At 63.6% G+C, this 16,235-nt stretch carries 15 protein-coding genes; 3 read left to right on the top strand and 12 right to left on the bottom strand.

The window, feature by feature from the left end; translation table 11 throughout:
* The 3 genes from EV688_RS02560 (at window position 1) to fdxA (ending at window position 4,726) form a co-directional block, all read left to right on the top strand.
* Window positions 1-1,584, top strand: coding sequence for an ABC transporter ATP-binding protein (locus EV688_RS02560; RefSeq protein ID WP_117314476.1), 1,584 nt, complete (start codon window positions 1-3; stop codon window positions 1,582-1,584).
* A gap of 217 nt (window positions 1,585-1,801) precedes the next feature.
* Window positions 1,802-4,330, top strand: coding sequence for a DNA mismatch repair protein MutS (gene mutS / locus EV688_RS02555; RefSeq protein ID WP_117314472.1), 2,529 nt, complete (start codon window positions 1,802-1,804; stop codon window positions 4,328-4,330).
* 72 nt (window positions 4,331-4,402) lie between these two features.
* Entirely contained in the window at window positions 4,403-4,726 is a 324-nt protein-coding gene (gene fdxA, locus EV688_RS02550) for a ferredoxin FdxA (protein ID WP_117314470.1), read from the top strand.
* Window positions 4,727-4,754: 28 nt separating this feature from the next.
* Here the strand turns inward: fdxA and rpoS are convergent, their stop codons facing one another.
* The 12 genes from rpoS to accA form a co-directional block, all read right to left on the bottom strand.
* Complete coding sequence (rpoS, locus tag EV688_RS02545; protein ID WP_117314468.1) at window positions 4,755-5,765, bottom strand: RNA polymerase sigma factor RpoS; 1,011 nt, start codon at window positions 5,763-5,765, stop codon at window positions 4,755-4,757.
* 138 nt (window positions 5,766-5,903) lie between these two features.
* On the bottom strand, window positions 5,904-6,719 hold the full coding sequence (locus EV688_RS02540) for a peptidoglycan DD-metalloendopeptidase family protein (RefSeq protein WP_240624182.1): 816 nt from the start codon (window positions 6,717-6,719) through the stop codon (window positions 5,904-5,906).
* A gap of 3 nt (window positions 6,720-6,722) precedes the next feature.
* Entirely contained in the window at window positions 6,723-7,670 is a 948-nt protein-coding gene (locus tag EV688_RS02535; RefSeq protein ID WP_240624181.1) for a DUF368 domain-containing protein, read from the bottom strand.
* Window positions 7,667-8,299 (bottom strand): protein-L-isoaspartate(D-aspartate) O-methyltransferase, encoded by a 633-nt coding sequence (locus tag EV688_RS02530; protein WP_420867041.1) that lies wholly within the window; start codon window positions 8,297-8,299, stop codon window positions 7,667-7,669. Before EV688_RS02530 ends, EV688_RS02535 begins: the two co-directional genes overlap by 4 nt.
* 137 nt (window positions 8,300-8,436) lie before the next feature.
* Window positions 8,437-8,928 carry a 2-C-methyl-D-erythritol 2,4-cyclodiphosphate synthase gene (gene ispF / locus EV688_RS02525; RefSeq protein ID WP_117314465.1) on the bottom strand — a complete coding sequence of 164 codons (492 nt, stop codon included), beginning with the start codon at window positions 8,926-8,928 and terminating at the stop codon, window positions 8,437-8,439.
* 3 nt (window positions 8,929-8,931) lie between these two features.
* Window positions 8,932-9,624 (bottom strand): 2-C-methyl-D-erythritol 4-phosphate cytidylyltransferase, encoded by a 693-nt coding sequence (gene ispD / locus EV688_RS02520; protein WP_240624180.1) that lies wholly within the window; start codon window positions 9,622-9,624, stop codon window positions 8,932-8,934.
* Window positions 9,621-9,932 carry a cell division protein FtsB gene (gene ftsB / locus EV688_RS02515; protein WP_117314461.1) on the bottom strand — a complete coding sequence of 104 codons (312 nt, stop codon included), beginning with the start codon at window positions 9,930-9,932 and terminating at the stop codon, window positions 9,621-9,623. Before ftsB ends, ispD begins: the two co-directional genes overlap by 4 nt.
* 20 nt (window positions 9,933-9,952) lie before the next feature.
* On the bottom strand, window positions 9,953-11,239 hold the full coding sequence (gene eno / locus EV688_RS02510; RefSeq protein ID WP_117314459.1) for a phosphopyruvate hydratase: 1,287 nt from the start codon (window positions 11,237-11,239) through the stop codon (window positions 9,953-9,955).
* Window positions 11,240-11,275: 36 nt separating this feature from the next.
* Window positions 11,276-12,127 (bottom strand): 3-deoxy-8-phosphooctulonate synthase, encoded by an 852-nt coding sequence (gene kdsA / locus EV688_RS02505; protein WP_117314458.1) that lies wholly within the window; start codon window positions 12,125-12,127, stop codon window positions 11,276-11,278.
* Window positions 12,128-12,161: 34 nt separating this feature from the next.
* Window positions 12,162-13,793 (bottom strand): CTP synthase, encoded by a 1,632-nt coding sequence (locus tag EV688_RS02500; RefSeq protein ID WP_117314456.1) that lies wholly within the window; start codon window positions 13,791-13,793, stop codon window positions 12,162-12,164.
* 129 nt (window positions 13,794-13,922) lie between these two features.
* On the bottom strand, window positions 13,923-15,236 hold the full coding sequence (gene tilS / locus EV688_RS02495; RefSeq protein ID WP_117314454.1) for a tRNA lysidine(34) synthetase TilS: 1,314 nt from the start codon (window positions 15,234-15,236) through the stop codon (window positions 13,923-13,925).
* 16 nt (window positions 15,237-15,252) lie between these two features.
* A complete protein-coding gene (gene accA, locus EV688_RS02490; protein WP_117314452.1) occupies window positions 15,253-16,200 on the bottom strand; it encodes an acetyl-CoA carboxylase carboxyl transferase subunit alpha in 948 nt (315 codons plus the stop codon).
* Window positions 16,201-16,235 lie beyond the last annotated feature (35 nt).

Raw genomic sequence — 16,235 nt, 5'->3', positions numbered from 1 at the left:
ATGGCCTTACTGGAAGTCAGGGACCTCGGCGTCAGCTTTGTGACCCGCAATGGCGTCAACAAGGCCGTGGACGGCATCAGCTTCGACGTCCAGTCGGGCAAGATCACCGCCATCATCGGCGAGTCCGGCTCCGGCAAATCCGTCGCCTGCTACAGCATGCTCGGGCTGATACCCTCACCCCCGGGGCGTATTGACAGCGGCAGCGCGCTGTTCGACGGGGAAGACCTGCTGCAAATGAGCGAGTCGCAACTGCGACGCATCCGCGGCCGCGACGTGGCGATGATCTTCCAGGACCCGATGACCTGCCTCAATCCGTACCTGTGCATCGGCGATCAGCTCGCAGAACCGCTCATTTTGCACTGCGGCGCCGGCAAGGCTGAGGCCAGGCGCCGCGCCATCGAGATACTCGACGAGGTGGGTATCCGCGATCCCGGGACCACCATCGACAGCTATCCCCACGAGTTCTCCGGGGGCATGCGCCAGCGGGTGATGATCGCCATGGCGTTGATCAACGAACCCAGGCTGCTGATTGCCGACGAACCCACAACAGCACTTGACGTCACGATACAGGCGCAGATTCTCAAGCTGATTGCCGATCTCCAGAAAAAACGTGATATCGGCGTGATTTTCATCAGCCACGATCTGGCGGTGGTCGCGGACATCGCCGATGAAATCGCGGTGATGCAGAACGGCCGCATCGTCGAGCACGGCGATCGCGAGGCGATCTTCCGCGGCGCTGAGCACCCCTATACGCAAACGCTGCTGGCGGCCATCCCCAGCGGCAGCAAGACCTTGTCCGAGGCGGTCGGTGACGATTTGATCCGGGTGCGCAATCTCAGGACCTGGTTCCGCACCCCGTCCGGCGACACCATGAAGGCCGTGGACGACGTGAGCTTCGATATCCGGCGCGGCGAGGTACTGGGGCTTGTCGGTGAGTCCGGCTCCGGGAAATCCACCATCGGACGCTCGCTGCTTCGTCTGGTGCCGATTTCCGCGGGCAGCGTGAGCTTTGATGGCACAGATATCACGGTGCTGGAAGGCAAGGCACTGAAAAGCATGCGCCGGCGAATGCAGATGATTTTTCAGGATCCCTTCGCGTCACTGAATCCGCGCATGACCGTTTTCGACACGCTCGCCGAACCGCTGCTGCTGCACAAGCTGGAAGACCGACGCAGCGTAAGCGACGCGGTGCTGCGGCTAATGGACGACGTGGGGCTGGCGCGCAGTGCCGTGCGCAAGTATCCCCACGAGTTCTCTGGCGGCCAGCGCCAGCGCATTGCGATCGGGCGCGCCCTCGCCACCCGTCCGGAGTTTGTGGTAGCAGACGAACCGGTATCGGCGCTGGACGTGACCATTCAGGCGCAGATCCTCGACCTCATGGTGGAACTCGGCCGTGAATACGGCCTGACCATGCTCTTTGTCTCCCACGACCTGGCAGTGGTCAGGCACATCGCCGACCGTATCATCGTGCTGTTCCAGGGCAGGGTGATTGAGGAAGGCTCCGGCGAACAACTTTTCAACGCGCCGAGAGAAAACTATACCCGGGAACTGCTGGGGGCGATTCCCGGAAGCTCACTCTTGTAACCGGCTGTCTCACCGCGTCTCGACCGCTTCGAGAAACCTACCTCTCATGGTGCAGGTGAAACTATCCGTGCGGACAGACGAAAAGTCATTGCGAAGCCACCAAATAACAACTTTTGGGTGTACACGGCAGATCTCTGCCGTAACATGGCGGCTCACGGTCACCTCTCAGTCAATTGAAGATATTCAGCCTTTGAATCAAGACGTTACACACACCCCAATGATGCAGCAGTACCTCAGCATCAAGCGAGAACACCCCAATGAGCTGGTGTTCTACCGCATGGGTGACTTCTACGAGCTGTTCTACGACGACGCACGCCGCGCCGCGGAATTGCTCGACATCACCCTCACCGCCCGCGGCAAGTCCGCCGGGGAATCCATCCCCATGGCCGGCGTGCCCTACCACGCGGCGGAAAACTACCTGGCGCGCCTGGTGCGCGGCGGACATTCGGTCGCCATTGCCGAGCAGATCGGCGATCCCGCCACCAGCAAGGGGCCCGTAGAGCGCCGCGTCGTGCGCATCGTTACGCCCGGCACGCTGAGCGATGAGGCTCTGCTCGACGCCCGGCAGGAACAACTATTGGTCGCAGTGACCGGCTCGGCCGGCAGCTATGGCATCGCCTACCTCGATCTTGGCAGCGGCCGCTTCCGCCTGCTGCTCGCCGACAGTGAAGAGGCGCTGATCGGCGAACTGGAGCGCCTGAACCCGGCCGAACTGCTGTATCACGAGGAGCTGGAACAGCCGGCACTGCAGCAACGACGCGGTGCCCGCAGGCAGCCGGGCTGGGCCTTCGATGTCGAGAGCGCCCGACGCGCGCTGAATGAGCAGTTCCAGACCCGCGACCTGCAGGGCTTTGGCTGCGACGACATGCCGCTGGCCATTGCCGCGGCCGGCTGCCTGCTGCAATACGTCAGGGATACCCAGCGTTCCTCGCTGCCGCATATTGATGGCATCGGCGTGGAGCGCCACAGCGACAGCGTCGTCATGGACGCAGCCACCCGGCGTAATCTCGAGATAGACCGCAATCTCGCCGGCGGCGAGGATCATACCCTGCTCTGGGTCATGGACCGCTGCCGCACGAGCATGGGCAGCCGACTGCTGCGGCGCTGGCTGCATCGCCCCCTGACCGACATCGCACTGCTGCAGTCGCGCCAGGACGGGATTGCAGACCTGCTGGCCGAGATGCATGTCGATGCACTGCGCGATACGCTGAAGCCGGTGGGCGATTTGGAACGCATTCTCACCCGGGTTGCGCTGCGCTCGGCGCGCCCCCGGGACCTCACCCGACTGCTGCTGACGCTGTCGACTCTGCCAACCATTCACGCGGCGCTGCCGGCACAGCGCCACGAGCGGCTGGAAGCGCTGGCCGCAGGCCTTGGCGACTATCCAGCGCTTATCGCCCAGCTCGACGCCGCGCTCATCGACAACCCACCGGTCGTCATCCGCGACGGCGGCGTGATTGCCGAGGGCTATGACGAGGAGCTGGACGAACTGCGACGCATCAGCACTCATGCCGGGGATTTCCTGCTGGACATCGAGCAGCGCGAGCGTGCCGCCTCCGGTCTGTCGACCCTGAAAGTCGGCTACAACCGCGTGCACGGCTATTACATCGAGATCAGCCGCAGCCAGTCAGAGCGCGCCCCGGAGCACTACACGCGTCGCCAGACCCTGAAGAACACCGAGCGCTTCATCACCCCGGAACTAAAGGAGTTTGAGGACCGCGCCCTGTCCGCCAAGAGCCGCGCCCTGGCCCGGGAGAAGCAGCTCTATGAGGGCCTGCTCGATACTCTGAACGCGGTTCTCGGGCCGCTCAGGGCCACCGCGTCGGCCCTGGCCGAGCTCGATGTCCTGGCGACACTGGCAGAGCGCGCCGACCGACTCGATCTGTGTCGCCCCAGCTTCTGCGAGACACCATCGTTCAGCGTGCACGACGGGCGCCACCTGGTGGTGGAGCAGGTGCTGGACGAGCCCTTCATTGCCAATGACACGGCGCTTGACGACAGCACCCGCATGCTGCTGATCACTGGCCCGAACATGGGCGGCAAATCCACCTACATGCGCCAGAACGCCATCATCGCCCTGCTGGCGCACGTTGGCAGCTTCGTGCCCGCGTCCGCTGCCACCCTGGCCCCGCTGGACCGCATATTCACCCGCATTGGCGCTTCCGACGATCTCGCCGGCGGACGCTCCACCTTCATGGTGGAAATGACCGAGACAGCGAATATCCTGCACAATGCAACGCCCCGCAGCCTGGTGCTGATGGACGAGATCGGCCGCGGTACCAGCACCTTTGATGGCCTCAGCATTGCCTGGGCGGCCGCGGTGCACCTGGGTCGTGAGGTGCGCGCGTTTACGTTGTTTTCCACGCACTACTTCGAACTGACAAGCCTGCCCGACACCTGCGACAGTATGCTCAATGTACACCTGGATGCCACCGAGCACCGCGACCACGTGGTGTTCCTGCACAAGATCCAGCGCGGGCCGGCCAACCGCAGTTTCGGACTGCAGGTGGCGCGTCTGGCGGGTATCCCCGCCACTGTGATCAGTGCCGCTGCAGGCAAACTGCGTGAGCTGGAAGCGGGGCGTAATATCCAGCAGGAAACCGCCGGAGCGGCGCCGGCGCAGACTGACCTGTTTGCCGCGGCGGAACATCCGGCGCTGACGCGCCTTCGCGAGACCAATCCGGATGAGCTAACCCCCCGGGCCGCCCTGGACTTACTTTACGAACTGCGTGGCGCAGCGGAATAGCCCCCTTCTCAACCCCGGCACATGACGCTAGAATGCCGCCTTCGAACAGCGGTAGTACAGGGGCAGACAAGCATGACATTTGTGGTAGGTGAAGACTGCATCAAGTGCAAGCACACGGATTGCGTGGAAGTGTGTCCAGTCGATTGTTTTTACGAAGGCCCGAATTTCCTGGTGATCCATCCGGACGAGTGCATTGACTGCGCCCTGTGCGAGCCCGAGTGTCCGGTAGATGCGATCTTCTCCGAGGATGAGCTGCCGGAAGACCAGCAGGTATTCCTGGAGCTCAATGCAGAACTGGCGGAAATCTGGCCGAATATCACTGAAATGAAGGAATCTCCCCCCGACGCAGAGGAATGGGCCGGCAAACCCAACAAGCTGGCACTGCTCGAGCGATAGACCACAGCCGGCGTTGACTCGCCGGCTGTCAGTGCAGCAGGGTATCCACCGAGAGGCCCTGCCGCTCCATGATGCGTCGTAGGCGCTTGAGCGCCTCGACCTGAATCTGCCTGACTCGCTCCCGGGTCAGACCGATTTCCTGCCCCACCTCCTCCAGCGTGGACACTTCGTGGCCCAGCAGACCGAAGCGGCGGGCCACCACCTCACGCTGTTTATCGCTGAGCTGCTCGAGCCACTGCACCACGCCCTCGATGACGTCCTGATCCTGCAGCAGATCGGAGGGGTCACAGGCGGCCTCATCGGCAATGGTATCGGCAAAGGAGCCATCGGAATCGGGACCGAGCGGTGCATCCATCGAGGTGATCTTCTCGTTCAATCCGAGCATCCGGGACACTTCTTCCGCCGGTTTATCGAGCATCCCCGCGATCTCTTCGGCGGTAGGTTCATGATCCAGCCGCTGGGTCAGCTCCCGCGCCGCACGCAGGTAGACATTAAGCTCCTTGACTACATGGATGGGCAGGCGAATGGTCCGCGTCTGGTTCATGATCGCGCGCTCCATGGTCTGCCGTATCCACCAGGTTGCGTAGGTGGAAAAGCGGAACCCGCGCTCGGGATCGAACTTCTCCACGGCGCGCATGAGGCCGAGATTTCCCTCCTCGATCAGGTCGAGGAGGGAAAGGCCTCGGTGCAGGTAACGCCGCGCAATCTTCACCACGAGCCTGAGATTGCTCTCGATCATGCGGCGACGCGCCGCGTCGTCACCCGCCAGCGCCAGTCGGGAAAAATGCTTTTCCTCGTCTGCCGTCAGCAGTGGCGAAAAGCCGATTTCACTGAGGTACATCTGCGTGGCGTCAAGACTGCGGTCCGCTGCAGACTTGCCGTTGGCTGCTGAAGCGGTGCCATTGGCGGTGTCCTCGCCTACCTCCAGAACCTCATCTGCACCATCGCCCTGCAACGCGTCAGGTTCGCCCCCATAGGACAGGGATAGCGATTCGCGCTGATCCTCATTGAACCCCGATGGTCGTTTTGATCGCCCCATAATACGCGCCGCCGCACCGCTTCCGGACACTCACCGGACGCTATCGCAATGGAAGAGTGGCATTCAGACTACCCAAGCCTGTGTCAGCTGACAAGCACATAGCGTCATCATGTGTTTACCTGAAACTCCGGGGATGGCTCAGCGCGGGGGCAGCAGTCTCATGGGGTCGATCGGCTTGCCGTTCTCACGAATTTCAAAGTGCAGCTTGACAGCGTTGGTACCGCTGCTGCCGCGGGTAGCGATCTGCTGGCCTGCGCTGACGCGCGCACCTTCTCCCACCAGCAGTCGGTCGTTGTGGCCATATGCGCTGAGGTAGCGCGGGTTGTGTCGCAGGATAAGCAGTTCGCCGTAACCGGGGATGCCGGTGCCGGCATACACAACCTGGCCCGCCGCAACGGCAACCACCGGATCTCCCTCGTCGCCGCCGATATCGATCCCTTTATGCAGGGTAGCGGAGAAGCGGCGCACGACAGGCCCCTTTGCGGGCCAGCGCCAGGTTCCTACCGCGACATCCCGGGGCGGAGCCGCTGCCTGCAGTGGCGGTTTCGGCGACGCCGGCGGGCTCGCTGTCCGGGGTGGCGATGTGTCGGCCGCGGGACGACGCGGCGGCGAGACGGGGACTGCCTCACTCGGTTTGCGCGCAGGCGCGGGGGGCGGTCGCACCGGCGCGTCGGGAACATCCGCCTCTCGCAGCGCGAGTCGCTGGCCGACATGGATGGTGAACGGCGGCGAAATCGCGTTGGCGGCGGCGAGGCGTGGATAATCCAGTCCATAGCGCCAGGCGATGGAATACAGGGTATCTCCAGGCTGTACGCGATAGCTGCGACCCTCCGGCGCAGGCGTCGATGCGCGATCTTCAATCGGCGCCGGCGGCCGTACGGAACAGGCCTGAAGCCCCAGGCACATCAGCATGGCGCACAGCCCAAGCATTCGCCGGTGCCGACGGCGCTGCATGGCTCAGGAACCGTCGTCGCCCCAGCGACGCTCGATCAGCCACACCGCCGCAAATCCGGCCAACATGAGAAGCACACAGGGCAGCACACGCGAAGGCTCACCACTCAGTTCAGCAAAGGCCGCGGGACTCAGCGGCCACTGCAGCACCGTGGTCTCCAGCGCCACGCCACCGGCCTCGGTATCGCGCGCCGCCTTCCAGGGCCAGACCACCAGCAGGGAACCGATGAGAAAACCGGTAAGGAGGGCCATGCAGGCAGCGTGGAATTGCGTCAGCAGCCAGTTGAGCAGTCGGGAAAAAACGAGCAGTCCACACACCGCGCCGGCCGCGAGTATGGCCAGGGGCAGCAGGCGGAAATCCTCCACGGCAGCGAGCACCGGTCCGTACATACCCAGCAACACGAGGATGAAGCTCCCGGAAATACCTGGGAGTATCATTGCGCAGATGGCAATGAACCCGGCAACAAACAGCGCCAGGTTGCCATCCCCCAGTTGCGTGGCTGGCAGCAGGGCAATCCCGGCAGCCACCATAACGCCAGTCACCAGCGCGCCGACGGTAAGGCCTTGCCAATGGCTGACATGGCGCACCAGCAGCAAAGCCGAGCCGGCAATCAGGCCAAAGAAGAATGCCCACACCAGTAGCGGGTGTGCTTCCAGCAGCCATCCGAGCAAGTGGGCAAGCGTGGCGATGCTGGTAACGATGCCGAGCCCCAGCGCCAGCAGAAACCCACCGTCGATGGCCGCTCCCGCTGACCGCCAGTGACCGCGTAGCAGAAGCATGGCGGTGTGATGATCCACGGCGCTGATGGCAGCGATAAGGCGGTCGTAGATCCCCGTGATAAAGGCGATGGTGCCGCCGGAGACACCCGGCACAATATCTGCCGCCCCCATCAACACGCCGCGCAGATAGATGCCGCCGTACTCCCGCAGCACACTCTCCCGGTCCACTGTCACCGCTGGGTCCCGGGTCGCAGGGGCACAAAACGCACCGCCTCGACAACCTCTGTCGAGAAACCGTCATCGGTGCGAGTGATGACATGCAGATGCTGGGTTTGCGTGCCGACCGGCAGGACCAGGCGCCCCCCGGGTGCCAGCTGGGCCAGCAGGTCGGCAGGCACTTCCGCCGGCGCCGCGGCGCCCAGAATGCCATCAAAGGGCGCCAGTTCGGGCCAGCCCAGACTGCCGTCCGCGTGACGAAACCGGACGTTGCGCAGGCGCAGTGTCCGCAGACGCCGCCGGGAGGCATCGAGCAGCGGCTTGATGCGCTCTACGGCAAAGACATTGTCCACCAGCTGAGCCAGAATCGCGGTCTGGTAACCCGACCCACTGCCGATCTCGAGCACGCGACCGAGCGGCCCGCCGGCGAGCAGCAGTTCGGTCATGCGGGCCACCACGTAAGGCTGGGACAGCGTCTGCTGATAACCGATAGGCAGCGCCGTATCCTCATAGGCCCTGTGGGCCATGGCCTCGTCGAGGAACAGGTGACGCGGTGTTGTGCGCATTGCCTGCAACACCTCACGATTGCGGATACCCCGCTCAGCCAGACGTTCGACCAGCCGTTCACGGGTGCGCTGTGACGTCATGCCAATACCGGCAAGATCCGGGCTATTCAACTCAGCTCCTGTTATTCGCAATCAGCGGGGATGGTGCACCGGCGACAGTCCGGACTCAGCCGAGGACCCCGCGAGGTGCGCTATCTTCACAAATGCATGGACAAAAGTCACTCGGCGCGGCGCGCCGCGAGTGGCTGCAGCAGAACCACCGCATGGGCAGCGATCCCCTCCCCGCGACCCATGGGACCCAGACCTTCCGTCGTGGTTGCCTTCACATTCACGGCGTCGATGTCGACAGCGCAATCCGCTGCGATCAGCGATCGCATCGCATCCACGTGGGGCGCCATGCGCGGCGCCTGCGCGATTACCGTGGCATCGAGGTTACCCAGCGACCAGCCCGTTCCTCGCACACTCTGCACAACGCGTCGCAGCAGCAGGCGACTGTCGATACCGGCGTTGGCGGGATCCGAATCGGGAAAGTGGTGCCCGATATCGCCCGCGGCAACCGCGCCCAGCAGCGCATCGCAGATCGCATGCAGAAGGACATCCCCATCGGAGTGCGCGGCGAGTCCGCGACCGTACGGAATTCTGACGCCGCCGATCATAACGTGGTCACCGTCGGCGAAGGCGTGTACATCGTAGCCGTGCCCAATGCGCATGGTTCAGTTCTCCGACTGGAGGTAAAACTTCACGAGTTCAATATCCTCTGGTGTCGTCACCTTGAGGTTGCGCCGCGGTGACGACACCAGTTGAACCGCGGCTCCTGAACATTCCATGGCCGAGGCCTCGTCGGTTACCGCACGGCCCTCGCGGCGGGCCGCCGACAGTGCACTGCGCAACTCGCCGAGGCGGAACATCTGCGGGGTCTGCGCCAGCCACAGGTCGCGGCGGTCGATGGTGGCGGCAATTTGCCCCTCAAAGGCCTTCTTCACCGTATCCGGGACGGGTTGCGCAAGGATGCCCCCACGTCCACTGGCCAGCACCTGCTCCATGAGAGCGGCAAGTGACGCCTGCGGCAGGCATGGCCGCGCCGCATCGTGCACCAGCACCCAGTCCTCGACATCGGCGCCGAGCGCAAGCAGGTCATCGAGACCGGCGGCTACCGAATCGCTGCGCTCGTCGCCCCCGATCGCCAGACTGACGCGGGGATTCCCGGCAATACCGCCAAGCTGCGATGCTCGCCCGTCCCCCGCCCTCACGACCACGCTCACGGCCCGTATGCGCGCATCGGCGAGCAGGGCCTGCAAACTGTGCTCAAGAAGCGTCATGCCCGCCACCTGAAGATACTGCTTGGGCGTATCCGCAAGCATGCGACGACCGACTCCCGCCGCAGGTATGACACCCCAGCAGCTCACTGCGGCTTGTCCTGGCGAATGCGGCGCTTGCGGTCATCCTCTTCCACGAAGTGGTAAAATATCTCGCCCTCGCGGATCAGACCCAGTTCTTCCCGGGCGCGCTCTTCCACAACGGCCTTGCCCGACTTGAGCTCGAGCACTTCCCGGGACAGCGTGTTGTTGCGCTCGCGCAGGCGGGCATTCTCGCGCTCTGCAGTTTCCACCTGCTGCTGCAGGCGCTGCCGCTCGGCAAGGCTGCCATCGGCAAACCACAGGCGGTACTGCAGCAGAATCAGCAGACCGGCGAGAACAGCGAGAAACCAGCGCAAGACGGCTGCCTAGCGGCCCACTAGCGCGGGAATTCCAGGCGACCGCGATAGGGTGCCTCTGTGCCCAGCTCTGCTTCAATACGCAGCAGACGGTTGTACTTGGCAACGCGATCGGAGCGGCACAGTGACCCCGTCTTGATCTGACCGGCCGCAGTGGCGACGGCCAGATCGGCGATTGTGGTGTCCTCGGTTTCCCCCGAGCGGTGGGAAATGACCGAGGAGTACCCCGCCTCGGAGGCCATGGCAATGGCATCCAGTGTCTCGCTGAGACTGCCGATCTGGTTGAACTTGATCAGTATGGAGTTCGCCACGCCGCGCTCGATACCCTGTCGCAGGATATCGGTGTTGGTCACGAACAGGTCGTCACCGACCAGCTGCACCCGGTCGCCCAGTTTCTCGGTCAGCAGTTTCCAGCCATCCCAGTCGGACTCGTCGAGGCCGTCCTCGATGGAAATGATAGGATGATTATCCACCAGCCCGGCCAGGTAATCGGCAAAGCCCGCGCTGTCGTAGTCCACCCCTTCACCGCTCAGACGGTAACGGCCATCGCGATAGAATTCGGACGCGGCACAGTCCAGTGCCAGGGTGATGTCCTCGCCCAGGCGATATCCGGCGTTGGCCACCGCCTCGGCAATCACTTCCAGCGCCGCGGCATTGCTCGGCAGGCTGGGCGCAAAGCCGCCTTCATCGCCGACCGCCGTGGCGAGACCGCGAGCGCCGAGCGTTTTCTTCAGGTGGTGAAATACCTCCGCGCCCATGCGCAGCGCCTCGGCGAAGGAGCCTGCCGACACCGGCTGTATCATGAACTCCTGAATATCCACATTGTTGTCGGCGTGCTCTCCCCCATTGAGAATATTCATCATGGGGACGGGCATGGTCAGCGAGGTGTTGCCAGCGAGCGCGGCAATATGGCGGTACAGCGGCAGCTGCTGCGAGATCGCCGCCGCCTTTGCCGTCGCCAGGGACACAGCGAGGATGGCGTTGGCACCGAAGCTCGCCTTGTTTGGCGTGCCGTCGGCCTCGATCATGCGGCGGTCGATGTCGCGCTGATCGCTGGCGTCCGCGCCCTTGAGCAGCGTCGCGATGCTGTCGTTTACATGGGCTACGGCGGACAGAACGCCCTTGCCGAGATAGCGGGCCGCGTCGCCGTCGCGCAGCTCCAGCGCCTCCCGGGAACCGGTGGAAGCGCCGGATGGGGCGCAGGCCACGCCCAGGCTGCCATCCTCGAGGCCGACCTCGGCCATGACCGTGGGGTTGCCACGGGAGTCGAGCACCTCGAATGCCTGGACGGTCCTGATCTTGCTCATGCCTTATCTCCGAAACTTGTCAGTCTTTCGAAACTATCAGTCTATGGCCAGCGGGGGGAGCTGCTTGACCACCTCGTCAATGGCCCTGGCCTGCGTGAGGAAGTCCTCGAGCCGGTGCAGTGGCAGTGCACTCGGACCATCACACAGGGCCTTGTCCGGCTCCGGGTGTGCCTCGAGAAACAGACCCGCCAGCCCGACGGCGAGACCGGCCCGCGCCAGCTCGGCGACCTGTGAGCGCCGGCCACCGGAGGCAGCGCCCATGGGATCACGGCACTGCAGCGCATGCGTGACGTCGAAAATGAGCGGTATATTGCCGCAGGACTTGCGCATCACGTCAAAGCCCAGCATGTCGACCACGAGATTGTCATAGCCGAACATCGTTCCGCGCTCGCACAGCATCAGGCGGTCGTTACCGCACTCGCGGAACTTCTCGACCACATTGGTCATCTGCGCGGGACTGAGGAACTGTGGTTTCTTGATATTGATTGCTGCACCGGTAGCCGCCATTGCCGCCACCAGGTCGGTCTGACGCGCCAGGAACGCCGGCAGCTGTATGATATCGCAGATCTCGGCGGCGGGTGCAGCTTCCGTCGGCGAATGGACATCACTGATCACCGCTACGCCGTATTCGGACTTGATGCGCGCCAGAATGCGCAGCCCTTCCTCGATACCCGGCCCGCGGAAAGAGTGGATGGAAGAGCGATTGGCCTTGTCATAGGACGCCTTGAAAACCAGCGGAATGCCAAGCCTGGCGCAAACCTCGCAATACACGCCCGCCACATCCATCGCAAACTGCTCGCTCTCGAGCACGTTGACTCCCCCCAGCAGGGTGAAGGGACGTGAATTCGCGATGGTCAGACCGGCGACGTTGACGCTGGCTTCCTGCATGCCGTAATTCTCCGCTGTTGGACGCCGCAGCGCCTTATCTGGCAGCCGCCCTGGCGACCGCCGCTTCAATGAAACCGGTGAACAGCCGGTGTCCACCGCGCGGGCGCGAGGTGAATTCCGGATGGAACTGGCAGGCGACGAACCAGGGATGTCCGGGCAGTTCGATCATCTCGACCAGGCTTCTGTCGGCCGACCAGCCGGCGACGCGCATACCCGCGTTCTGAAAGCGCTCCACGTAATTACTATTGACTTCATAGCGATGGCGATGCCGCTCATTGATGGTATCGGCACCGTAGATCCCGCGAATCATGCTGCCGGCTTCCAGATGACAGGGCTGAGCGCCCAGGCGCATCGTGCCGCCGAGGTCAGAGGACTCGTCGCGCAGCTGCGTCGAGCCGTCCGCATTCTGCCATTCCGTGATCAGCGCGATCACGGGGTGCGGCGTGTCCCGCTCCATTTCCGTTGAGTTGGCGCCGCTGAGGCCGCAGACGTTGCGGGCGTATTCAATCAACGCCACGTGCATGCCGAGGCAGATGCCGAGGAAGGGCACGCCGTTCTCGCGCGCGTAGCGGACCGCCTCGATCTTGCCCTCGACGCCGCGATCGCCAAAGCCCCCGGGGACCAGAATCGCATCCGCCGACGCAAGCACGTCCGTGCCGTTGCGCTCGATGTCCTCTGCCTCGACATAGTCGATCCGCACATTGGTCAGCGTCTGCAGGCCGGCGTGGGACAGGGCTTCATTGAGCGATTTGTAGGCATCGGGAAGCTCCATGTATTTGCCCACCATGGCCACGCGCACCTCGCCGCGATCGGGACTGAATTCCCGCCGCAGCACCTCGTCCCACTCGCTGAGGTCAGCGGCGGGACAGTCAATCCGGAAGCGCTCGACCACAAAATCATCAAGACCCTTGTCATGCAGGGCCCGCGGGATCCGGTAGATGGAGTCGGCGTCCATCAGGGGAATGACGGCACGCTCCTCGACGTTGGTAAACAGAGAGATTTTCCGGCAGGCCCCCTCATCAATCGGCACCGAACAGCGGCACAGAAGAATATCCGGCTGCAGACCAATGGAGCGCAGCTCCTTCACCGAGTGCTGCGTCGGCTTGGTCTTGATCTCGCCGGCGGTGGCGATATAAGGCACCAGCGTCAGGTGCATGAGCAGGGCACGGGATGAGCCCAGCTCGACCTTGAGCTGCCGCGCCGCCTCAAGGAAAGGCAGACCCTCGATATCGCCGACGGTGCCACCAATTTCCACCACCGCCACATCCGCATCACCGGCACCCAGATACACGCGCCGTTTGATCTCGTCGGTGATATGGGGAATCACCTGCACCGTGCCACCGAGGTAATCGCCGCGGCGCTCCTTGGCGAGCACGGCGTTATAGACACGGCCGGTCGTGAAGTTGTTGCCGCGATGCATGACGGTACGCGTGAAGCGTTCGTAGTGGCCGAGATCCAGGTCGGTCTCGGCGCCATCCTCGGTGACAAACACTTCTCCGTGCTGGAACGGGCTCATGGTGCCGGGGTCGATATTGATGTAGGGGTCCAGCTTGAGCAGAGTCACCTTGAGGCCTCTGCTCTCGAGCACCGCCGCCAGCGACGCAGCTGCTATGCCCTTGCCGAGAGAAGAAACGACCCCACCGGTCACAAAGACGAAACGCGTCATGAAAAACCTTACAGTCGCTGAAATGGGAGACGCGCAAAACTGCTCTGGGCCAGCGCGCCTGTCACCGCGCCAACCCGGCATGCCCTGCGAGAAGATGGTTGGCTAAATTAACAGAAAGCCCGGTCTACCTCAATCAGGATAGCCGCTGCAGGGGCGTTCCCAGACGAGGTTTGCGCAGGCGTCCCGGGCCCGCCACAGGTCTCCCACCGCGAGCAGATTCCGCCCGGAAAACAACAGCGGGACACGCTCGCGCCACCAGGGTGGCACTCGTGCATCCTGCAGCAGCGTCTTCAGCGTGCGATGATGCGTCTCGCCCGGCAGGCAGAGCCTTTCGCCGCCCTGACGGAAACCCAGCGTCAATGCCGGTTCCGCGCCTGCCGGGGCCAGAACGTCAACACGCCCCACACCCTCGATCACGATACGCTCGCCGTCGCTCACCGCGCGCGCCGGCGGTTGCACAAATGGCCAAGGGCGCGGCAGCAGATACACCGCGCCGGCATGACGCTGCAGGCACCAGTCACGGCGCTGCAGCCTCGGCGACGCGCCTGCCGCGGCGGACCCGAGCTGGCGCAGGAATTCCCGCAGGGGCTCAAAGGGCGGCGGCAGACAGCCGTGCTCGCGCAACCAGCGGCGCAGCGCCCCTGCCGCCGCCTCTGTAGGCAGCCGGCAAAGCTCCCGGCTGTCACAGCCGGGATCGCCGAACGCGTTGTAGCGTGTGGTCAACGGCGTCAGCGGCCCTGAGTCTTCCCGCTCGGCGAGCAGCGCCATGGCCCGCGTGACCGGCGCCCGATAGCCCGGCCAGCGCTGCTCCAGCAGCGGCAGGACGCGCTGGCGAAGGTAGTTGCGGTCATAGCGAGTATCACTGTTCGAGGTATCCTCGATCCAGTCCAGTCCCGCCGCGACCACGTAGGCGCGAAGATCTTCCCGCGTCAGGGCGAGTAGCGGTCGAACGAGGCGTCCCTTGCCCAGATCCCGCTCCGGCGGCATACCGGCCAGGCCATGTACCCCGGCACCACGCATCAGGCGCAGGAAAAACGTTTCCACCTGATCATCCTGGTGGTGACCGACGAACAGGCGACCGCCTTCCTGCAGCGCGCTTTCAAACACCGCATAGCGCGCCTCGCGGGCTGCGGCCTCGACCCCCTGCGCGCCGCAGACCACCGCCACGCGCTGCATACGACACTCAATATGCAGTTTTTTGCATACCGACAGGCAGTGGGCTCCCCAGGCATCGGCCTGGGCGGAAAGGCCGTGGTGAATGTGCAGCGCGGTCAGCGGCGGCGCCGTGCCAACGGCTGCGACGTAACGGCAAAGGGCAACCAGCAATGCGCTGGAATCCAGGCCGCCACTGAAGGCCACGAGCCAGTGCGGTGCATCGAGGTGCTGCTGCAGTGTTCGGGCAACGGCGGCGTCTACAGTGAGCAATCCGCTGCCCCTGGCCATAGCCTGCTTGCGACCGTCAGTTACCGTAGGACATCAGCCGCTGGTAGCGTGACTCGAGCATGGCCTCCAGCGGCAGCTGCTGCAGCGCATCGATCTTCTGCACCAGGTGATCGCGAATGCGTTCGGCCATCAGGTCGATGTCCCGGTGCGCTCCGCCCAGGGGCTCCGGTATCGTCGCGTCGACAATACCCAGTTCCTGCAGTACCTTCGAGGTCACGCCCATGGCCTGTGCTGCATCCGGGGCGTTGTCGGTGGATTTCCAGATAATATTCGCGCAACCCTCGGGCGAGATAACAAAATACGTGGAATACTGCAGCATGGCGAGATGATCGCCGACACCAATGCCCAGGGCACCCCCGGAGCTGCCCTCACCAATCACCACGCAGATGATCGGCGTGGCAAGTCGCGACATGACCGCGAGATTCCTGGCGATCGACTCACTGATGCCCCGCTCTTCAGAATCGATACCCGGATAGGCTCCCGGCGTGTCGATCAGCGTGATGACAGGCATGCGAAACCGCTCGGCCATTTCCATCAGACGTAGCGCCTTGCGGTAGCCCTCGGGCTTGGGCATGCCGAAATTGCGATAGACCTTGTCCTTTACCGCACGGCCCTTTTCCTGGCCAATGACCATTACCGGCCTGCCATCCAGACGCGCAACACCCCCGACAATGGCCTTGTCGTCGCCAAAGTGGCGATCGCCATGCAGTTCGTCAAATTCGGTAAACACCCTGGAGATATAGTCCATGGAGTAGGGCCGCTGCGGATGCCGCGCGACGCGGACAATATCCCAGGCACTGAGATTGGAGAAGATTTTCTCGGTGAGGCGCTTGCTCTTCTTGCGCAGCGTGGCGATCTCTTCCGTCAGATTGAGATCGGCGTCCGTGCCGACCAGCTGCAGCTCCTGGATTTTCACCTCAAGCTCTGCAATCGGTTGTTCAAAATCGAGATAATTAGGGTTCATGTCGTCCTGATGTCCCAAGCGAGGCAGGGCCCCGA

This window comes from Chromatocurvus halotolerans, assembly GCF_004340525.1.
Taxonomy (GTDB): Bacteria; Pseudomonadota; Gammaproteobacteria; order Pseudomonadales; family Halieaceae; genus Chromatocurvus; species Chromatocurvus halotolerans.
This window is presented reverse-complemented; position numbering and strand designations above follow the sequence as displayed.